The following is a 7,862-nucleotide window of genomic DNA, read 5'->3' as shown; positions in this document are numbered from 1 at the left end:
ATCCACGAGACTGGTCTGCAGAATGTGAAGAAGGCAGTCTCTGACGACTACCCCCTGTTCCTCGCCGACTCGCAGGAGTGCCCACAGTGGCTCGCCGTTGAAATCGCCGACTGACCCAGCGCGACGACAAGGAGCACTCATGACTATCGACGGTCTCGCCGGCAAATCGATCATCGTCACGGCGGGCGGCAACGGCATCGGCCTCGCCACCGCCCGCGCTCTCGTTGAGAACGGCGCCAGGGTCGCCATCGTGGATATCTCGGCTGACGCCGTAGCCGCCGCCGTTGCTGAACTCGGCAGCGACAAGGCCATCGGCATCACGGCAGATATCGGCTCTCTCGCCGACGTTGACAGCTATTTCGACGAGTGCATCGACCGCTTCGGTCGCGTTGACGCGCTCTTCAACAACGCCGGAATCACCGCTCCACGGGTGCCGCTAGCCGACCTCGACCTTACGGCGGCAGCGAAGCTGCTCGACGTGAACATTATGGGCACCGTACGAGGAATGCAGCGAATGATCGCGCATGCCCGCGATCACGGTCAGGGCGGCACCATCCTCAACACGTCATCGGGAACCGCGCTTCAGGGCGCTCCCAACACGGGCTTTTACTCCGCCACCAAGGCGGCCATCATCTCGCTGACGAAGACGGTGGCGATTGAGGCGGCGGAGTACGGCATTCGGGTCAACACGATTCTGCCCGGCCCCACCGAGACCCCCACGCTTCTCGCAGCCCCAGAAGAGCGCAAGGCGTTCTTTCTCAGCACCGTGCCGCTCGGTCGCTTTGGTAAGCCGACCGAGGTTGCCGGGCTCGCCGCCTGGCTACTGAGCGACCAGAGCAGCTACTGCACCGCCGGCGTCTTTGCAGTCGACGGCGGCTCGTCGGCGTAACGCGCCGAGCATCCATTTCACTTTTTGCTGGCGGCTCGACGACCGCCCGACGATTGGCTCCCCATGAAGAAACCCATCCTTCTCGCGTGCGGCGACTACGACCGCACCTCGGCGCTCGCGACCGGGCGCGTTCAGGCCGAGGGCCTGGACCTCAATGTGCTCAACCTGCCCGTAGAGGAGATCTTCTACCGCACGGCCGTGTACGGTGAGTTCGACGTCTCGGAGATGTCGCTGTCGTCGTATTCGCTCACGCTTGAGCGCAAGAACGAATTCGTGGCTATCCCCGTGTTCCCCTCACGGGCATTCCGTCACAACGGCGTCTATGTGAACGCCAACTCGGGCATTAAGACGCCTCAGGACTTGATCGGCAAAACCGTGGGTGTCGCCGAGTACCAGATGACCGCGACCGTGTGGATCCGGGGCTTCCTCGCCGAGGACTACGGCGTGCCCGTCGACTCGGTCAAATACCGCACGGGCGGGCTCCACACGCCTGGCCGTCACGAGAAGATCGCCATCACTCCTCCCGGAATCGATATCGCTCCCATCCCAGAGGGCAAGACCCTCGACGCGATGCTCATCAGCGGCGAGATCGATGCCCTGCACACACCTCGCCTGCCCAACTCCTATCTCGATCGCAACCCCAATGTGCGCCGCCTGTGGGAGAACACAGAAGAAGAAGAGCTCGCCTACTTCGAGCGGACCGGCATATTTCCGATAATGCATGTTGTGGTGATTCGCCGTGATATCTACGAGCAGAACCGCTGGATGGCCCGGTCCCTCATGAAGGCATTCACTGAGGCGAAGAAGATCGTCACCGACAGAGCCGAGGAGACGGCGGCGCTCAGCAGCATGAACCCCTTCAGCTACCTTGCCGCCCGCAAAGTGCGCGAGACGATGGGGGACGACTACTGGTCTTACGGCCTCGAACCCAACCGAGCGACCCTCGCAGCGTTCTTGCGCTACTCCTACGATCAGGGGCTCATCACGAAGCTTCACGAGCCAGAAGACCTGTTCGCGCCCGAGACGCTCACGAACTTCGTCATTTAGGACCCCGTCATGCCCGTGATCGATGCGCAACTGCACGTGTTTGAATCGAACACGGCAGCACGACCATGGACGGGCGCTGGCTCGCCTCTTGCGCAGGCCACGGGGGCACAGACCATAGCCCTGATGGATGCCGCCGGCGTCGACTCGGCGATCATCGTCTCGCCCTGGCTCAACTACCTCGCCGACGCGTCATACGCCTACGAGGTAGCCGAGCAGTTCCCGGGCCGATTCTGCGTGGTCGCGCCCGTCGACCCGCGCCGAGTCGACCAGGCGGAGTTCGTGGCGGAGTGCGCCAGCAACAGCAGGCTTGTCGGGCTGCGGCTCATGCTGTGGGCACCAGCCGAGCGCGAGAAGCTCGCCGCTGGCGGTTACACCGCGCTGCTCGGCGACCTGGAGAATCGGGGTATTCCGCTGTGCGTTGCGCTGGGGCCCAGCGCGGCGGATGCTCGCCTCATCGCCGAGCGACACCCCGGCTTGAGCGTTGTGATCGATCACCTCGGGCTCGGCTCCTCCCCCGTACCGCCTGCCCCCGAGCATCCGTTCGATCGGCTACCCGAGATTCTTCGACTGGCCGCGCTGCCCAACGTCGCCGTGAAGGCGACGGGCATGCCCGCTCTCTCGCACGAGCAGCACCCCTACCCGGACATCCACGAGCAGCTGCACGCCCTGCTCGCCGCCTTTGGCCCGCAGCGCGTGATGTGGGGCACCGACTGGACTCGCACGCACGCGTTTCTCGACTATTCCGACGGCGTGACCTGGCTCAATTCCGCAGGGCTCTCTCGTCACGAACTCGCCCTCGTGCGGGGAGGTGCCGCTCATGAGCTGTTCGGCACCCACCGAGCGCTCAGCTGATCATCGGCCACCACTCCGCTAACTCGCACCATTGCGTGGCACTCTCCGGAGCAGAGCACCATTCACTCGCTCACAAGGGGTCACACGCGCCCTGCATGACCCTTCACTCGGAGACGAAAGAAGACAATCATGTCGAACCCACTCGATTTTCTCGGACACATCGATCGACTCGCCTCTGGCGCGTTCGACACCGCTCGCGGCCCGCGACTGATGCCGGTTGACCTGTTCCGGGAGGGTGACCAGTATGTCCTCAACGCCGACATGCCCGGAATTGACCCTTCCAGCGTCGACCTTGATGTCGACGGGCAACTGCTCACGATTAGGGCAGAACGCCGCGCTCCCGTGAACGAATCGGTCAAATGGCTCAGCCACGAGCGGCCGTACGGCAGCTACATGCGCCAGTTCACGCTCGGCGATGGAGTCGACGTTGAACGCATCACGGCAACCTACGAGAACGGGGTGCTCTCGGTGACGGTGCCCGTTGCCGAGAGGGCAAAGCCCCGCAAGATTCAGATCACCTCGAAGGAGGGCGAGCGCAAGGAGATGAGCTCATAGCTCTGAGCTGTCTGCGACCCGTGAGCAGGGGTGCTGACACCGCTTTTTAGCGCGCGCTGGCACCCCTCACCAGGTACTCATAGCCAGCGCGAAGTTGTGCCGGCACCCACTCAAACTCGGCCAGGTCGGCTTCGGATGCCCAGGTCTTAACCTCGCCGGCGCTGAGCGCGCTGAGCATTGTTGTGGCGGCCCGCTCAAGGAGCACCGCCGTCATGACCGCCGTGGCAACATCCGGACCCGTCATGGCGAAACCATGCTGGGGCATGAGCACGCCGACGTTGTCGGCGAGTACGTCGGCCAAGCGAACGCCCATCTCGGCATTTCGGATGAGGTTCATTGTCTCGGTGAACCGGGGCAACTGCGGCTCTGCAAACAACATGCCCGCATGCGTGAGTGGCCGCATGGGCACCTCAAGGGCGCACCACGCGTTGACCGCGTCACTGTGGGCATGCACGACCGAGTTCACATCGGGCCGCGCCCGATAGATCGACGTGTGGATGTAGAACTCGATATGCCGGGGCCCGTCGCCGACGACGACGTTGCCGTCCCAGTCAACGAGCACCACATTGTCGGGGGTGATCTCCTCGAAACCGAGGCCAGACGACTTCATCCACACGCCTCTGCCGTCGCGGTCGCGCACCGAGACGTGGCCCCATACGAGGTCAGAAAGCCCACCGAACGCGAGCGCCCGGCTCGCGTCGCTGACGAGCTGCGCGGTCTCTGCCTCGTAGATCAGGTCTCTGGCCGAATAGGTTGTTGTCATGATGCATCCCTCCGCTATGGCCTAGTGGCCGGCGGGGCCACCGTCGCCGAAGAGGACCGAGACGTTCTTGGCCTGCGTCCAGGAGAGGATCTCCTCGTGGTTCTCCTCGCGCCCGATGCCGGAGTTCTTGTAACCGCCGAATCCGCTACCAAGAAAGTGGCGAGAGGTCTCGTTGATCCAGACATATCCGGCCTGGACGTCGCGGGCGTAGGCGTGGGCCGTGCGCAGGTCCTGCGTGAACGCGCTGGCGGTGAGGCCATACTGCACGCTGTTGGCGATCGTGAGGGCCTCATCGTAGGTGTCGAACGGCATCGCCGCGAGAACCGGCCCGAAGATCTCCTCCTGGGCAAGGCGCCCGTACGGGTCGACGTTGTCGAAGAGGGTCGGACGAACGAAGAGGCCGTTGGCAAGCTCGCCATCGGTGACCTGGTAGCCACCGGCAAGAAGGTCAGCACCCTCGGACTTTCCGATCTCGATGTACTTCATCACCTTGTCGAACTGCTGCTTGTTGACGATCGCACCCGTGTCGGTGTTTGCGTCGTGGGGCATGCCCGAACGGATTGCCTCCATCTTCTCGGCGAGAGCATCGACAACGCGGCGGTGGATCGAGCGGTGCACGATGAGGCGAGAGGTCGAGCCGCACGACTGGCCCTGCCACGTGAAGTTCATGCCGTTGAGCGCCCCCGCGATGGCCTTGTCGACATCTGCGTCGGGGAAGATCACGAGTGGATTCTTGCCACCGAGCTCGAGGGTGACGTGCTTGACGCCCACCTCGGCTGCGCGGCGCTGAATCATGCGGCCCGTGCCATCTGCGCCAATGAAGGCGAGTCGCTGAACGTCGGGGTGAGCGACAAGCGCGTCGCCTGCCTCGTGGCCGTATCCCGTGATCACGTTGATGACGCCGGGAGGGAAGATCTCGTTAATGATGTCGGCCGCAGCAAGCGACGAGAGCGATGTGTGCTCAGACGGCTTGGTGACGACCGTGTTGCCGGCGGCAAGGGCGCCAGCCATCTTGCCGACCGTGAACAGCAGCGGGTGGTTGAACGCGCTGATGCGGCCGACGACACCATAGGGCTGGCGAAGCGAGTACATGAGGCGCTCGCTGCTGGAGGGGATGGTCGAGCCCTGGGCCTCGAGAACGAGCCCAGCGTAATAGCGAAGCTGTGCCGCGGCGACGTTGCTGTCGCGGCGCATCTCGTGAAGCGGACTGCCGTTATCGAGCGAGTCGAGGGCGGCCAGTTCTTCGCCGTTAGCCTCGATGGCGTCGGCGAGACGGTCGAGATACTTGGCGCGCTGCAGAGGCTCAAGGGCCGCCCATGCGGGAAACGCCGACTTGGCGGCGGCGACTGCATCGTCGACATCCGAAGCAGTGAGTCGGGGAATCGTGGTGATGACCTGGCCGTTCGACGGGTTGATCACGTCGATCGTCGCACCGTCGGAGGCGCCGCGGCGCTCGCCCCCGATCAGGGCAAGGTTGGAGATGCCGGTGGCGGATGCTGTGTCAGTGATGGTCACGATGGGTCCTTTGGTTGGAACGAAGTCAGGGGGCGAGCGACTAGCGCGGAGTGGTGGCGAGGCGAGCAAGCTCGCGTATTTGCTCATCACTGGAGTCGCGGCGGTTGTTGCGGCGGAACGGGCTGGTCGCCCCGGCCTCGAAGAACTCGTCTTCTGCCGTGGCGATGAGCTCGTCGGCCTCAAATGCCGATGGGATGCCCGCCGCCGCATAGAGCTCGGGCAGCAGATCGATCTCGACGCTGACCTCCGGTGAGACGACACTGCGGTTGAACTCCGCGACGATCGGCAGCAGCACGCTGTTTTGGCGGCCGTGAGCGATGCGGATCTTCGACGAGCCGGAGAGGGCGTGGATGAGGCTCAGCCCGGCGTTGCCGCAGGCAAAGTTGGCCATGGTCGACGCCTCGAGCAGGGCCTGGAGGTCTTCGGGCCGGCGCTCCTTAAGCGCGCGGGGAAGCGTCTCGCGGATCGTCCGCACCGCGGCGAGCGCGACGGTGTCGGTGAACCGGGTTGCTCCTTTGGCCCACAGGGCCTCGAAGCCGTGGCTGAGAGCATCCGCAGCAGCATCGCGCATGGGAACCTCGGGGAGCCCGACGAGAAGATTGCCGTCGAGAACCGCGATATCGGGCTCATAACCCCAGCCGCGCATGCCCACGTTGTGGCTGCTCTCGGTGTTGTAGAGCACGAATGCGTTGGAGACCTCGCTGCCGGAGCCTGCCGTGGTGGGAACCGCGATGAAGGGCGCGGGGCGATGCGGGGCCAGGCCGATTCCCTCGTACTGCTCGACGGGAGCCTCGTTGGTGAGGAGCAGCGCGACGGCCTTGGCCTGGCTGAGTGCACTGCCGCCACCCACACCGATAACAATGTCTGCGCCTGCGGCTCTCGCCTCTGCGGCCGCGGCCTCCGACGCGATGATCGTGGGGTCGACCTCGGCAAGACCGACAAAGACGACACCGGAACCGAGCTGCTGCTCAAAGCGATCCAGCACGCCGACCCGCTTGAGCCCTGCGTCGCCGATGAGAGCGATGCGGCTGCCGCCGAGCGTCGCGACGTGATCGAGGAGCGATTCGCTCGAACCAAGTCCTGCATAGACCCGGGTGGGGTTGGTGTAGAGCGCAGTCATCGTTGTCCTTCGTATGTGGGCCAGGGAGTCGGCACGTCTGCGTGCGCTCAGGCATCCCCGGCGATCACAAGACTAGGCAGAGGGCCGATGCCGAGGGAAAGACACAACCGCGGGTGACTTATTATGGGGGCGATATAAACGCCGCTCCTCCCCCACCTCAGCGGCGAGAAGGAGTGATCGATGGCGATCGAAATCCGCCACCTGCGGCAATTCTTGGCTGTTGCGGAAGAACTGCACTTCACCCGCGCGGCTGAGCGACTGCACCTTGCGCAGCCCGCCCTCAGCGCTCAGGTGAAGAAGCTTGAAGAAGAGCTAGAGATCCAGCTCCTGATTCGCAGCACTCGCGCCGTGCAGCTCACCGCAAGCGGCGAAGAGTTCGCGGCAAAGGCCCGCATAGCCGTCGAGGCTTACGACGATGCCCTCGCGACCGCAGCTCAACTGCGCGGTGGCGGTGCCGGCCACTTTAGTCTGGGCATCAACCCGCGGATGCAGCCCCGGGTTCGCATGGGCATCCTGCGTCGCCTCGAGGCAATTAGCCCCCGGCTCACGCTCGACTTTGTCAGCGAGAGCAGTGTTCGTCTGGTGAGCGCGGTCATCGAGGGCCGCCTCGATGCTGCGGTCGTCGTGGCCCCCACCCACACCGCGACCCTGCGCTCTGTACTCGTGCGCAACAGCCCCCTCGTCGCGGCCCTGCCTTCAACTCACCCGTGCGCCACAGCCGACTCTGTAACCCTCTGGGACCTGCGCGACGACGAATGGATTCTGCCAAGCGCCAACGTTTTCGCCTCAAATTCCATGATGCAGACCCTGTGCCTAGAGGCGGGCTTTCGCATGAAGGTGTCGACCAAGGCAACAAGCAACTACGACGAAGACTTCATCGCGGTTCGCGAGGGCAACGGAATCGAGGTCGTGCCCGAGAACTTTGCTCCCGCCAGAGTCAGCGACGACATCGTGTTCGTGCCCATCGAGAGTGCGACGATTCCGATTTATATGATCGCCCAGGCGTCGAACGAAAGCCGCGCCCTCGGTGCGGTCTTCAAGGCGGTGGTCGACCCCGATAAGAAGCCTGCTTCGGCACCCACGACGGCAGCCGCAGCGAGCTAGTTTCGGCTGCGCTGCCC

8 protein-coding genes are annotated in these 7,862 nt (G+C 64.2%); 5 read left to right on the top strand and 3 right to left on the bottom strand.

The genetic code is table 11. The features are described from left to right. Positions 1–139: 139 nt before the first annotated feature. The 4 genes from AC062T_RS13530 (at position 140) to AC062T_RS13515 (ending at position 3,343) form a co-directional block, all read left to right on the top strand. Positions 140–889, top strand: a complete 750-nt coding sequence (locus AC062T_RS13530; RefSeq protein WP_476030865.1) for an SDR family NAD(P)-dependent oxidoreductase — start codon at positions 140–142, stop codon at positions 887–889. Between the two features lie 63 nt (positions 890–952). After that, positions 953–1,936: an ABC transporter substrate-binding protein gene (locus tag AC062T_RS13525; RefSeq protein WP_476030863.1), complete on the top strand. Its 984-nt coding sequence runs from the start codon at positions 953–955 to the stop codon at positions 1,934–1,936. Positions 1,937–1,945: 9 nt separating this feature from the next. Continuing rightward, the gene (locus AC062T_RS13520) at positions 1,946–2,788 is read left to right on the top strand and encodes an amidohydrolase family protein (RefSeq protein ID WP_476030861.1); all 843 of its coding nucleotides are present in this window, start codon (positions 1,946–1,948) and stop codon (positions 2,786–2,788) included. Positions 2,789–2,917: 129 nt separating this feature from the next. Further along, positions 2,918–3,343, top strand: a complete 426-nt coding sequence (locus tag AC062T_RS13515) for an Hsp20/alpha crystallin family protein (protein WP_476030859.1) — start codon at positions 2,918–2,920, stop codon at positions 3,341–3,343. Positions 3,344–3,389: 46 nt separating this feature from the next. On the opposite strand, the gene AC062T_RS13510 is transcribed toward AC062T_RS13515, so the two are convergent. The 3 genes from AC062T_RS13510 to AC062T_RS13500 are packed head-to-tail and all read right to left on the bottom strand — an operon-like array spanning position 3,390 to position 6,741. Then, a complete protein-coding gene (locus AC062T_RS13510; RefSeq protein WP_476030857.1) occupies positions 3,390–4,106 on the bottom strand; it encodes a class II aldolase/adducin family protein in 717 nt (238 codons plus the stop codon). A gap of 21 nt (positions 4,107–4,127) precedes the next feature. Further along, complete coding sequence (locus AC062T_RS13505) at positions 4,128–5,621, bottom strand: aldehyde dehydrogenase family protein (protein ID WP_476030855.1); 1,494 nt, start codon at positions 5,619–5,621, stop codon at positions 4,128–4,130. Between the two features lie 40 nt (positions 5,622–5,661). After that, positions 5,662–6,741: an iron-containing alcohol dehydrogenase gene (locus AC062T_RS13500; protein WP_476030853.1), complete on the bottom strand. Its 1,080-nt coding sequence runs from the start codon at positions 6,739–6,741 to the stop codon at positions 5,662–5,664. 180 nt (positions 6,742–6,921) lie between these two features. Between AC062T_RS13500 and AC062T_RS13495 the strand changes: the two genes are divergently transcribed. Beyond that, a complete protein-coding gene (locus AC062T_RS13495) occupies positions 6,922–7,845 on the top strand; it encodes a LysR family transcriptional regulator (protein ID WP_476030851.1) in 924 nt (307 codons plus the stop codon). Positions 7,846–7,862: the final 17 nt, after the last annotated feature.

The sequence above is a fragment of the Homoserinimonas sp. genome (assembly GCF_056262345.1).
Note: the sequence above shows the minus strand (reverse complement) of the source record. Positions and strands in the feature narration are given on the sequence as shown.